1 protein-coding gene is annotated in these 214 nt (G+C 75.7%); it reads left to right on the top strand.

Translation table 11 applies throughout. From position 1 onward, the window contains the following. Positions 1–16: 16 nt before the first annotated feature. Positions 17–214: roadblock/LC7 domain-containing protein (locus tag FJ658_RS15145; protein WP_141146215.1), on the top strand; the 198-nt coding region annotated here is incomplete at its 3' end.

The raw sequence follows: 214 nt of genomic DNA, 5'->3' as shown, positions 1-214 counted from the left end.
CGTCGTCTCGGCCGCGGTGGCGGCCCTCGCCGGCCTGGCGGCGGTCTGCCGTCCCCTGCGGGCGGCCATCGTGCTCACCGACGACGGCTTCGAGATCGCCCGCATCCCGCGCGGCGCCGACGAGCATCGTCGCCTCGCCAGCATGGCGAGCGCCATGCAGGCCCTCGCGGATGCCGTGGTGCGCGAGCTCCGCATCGGCACCAACCAGCACCTC

Source organism: Schumannella sp. 10F1B-5-1 (assembly GCF_006517535.1).
In the GTDB taxonomy this organism is placed as follows: domain Bacteria; phylum Actinomycetota; class Actinomycetes; order Actinomycetales; family Microbacteriaceae; genus Schumannella.
The sequence above is the reverse complement of the archived record's forward strand: the minus strand, read 5'-3'. Positions and strand labels throughout refer to the sequence as shown.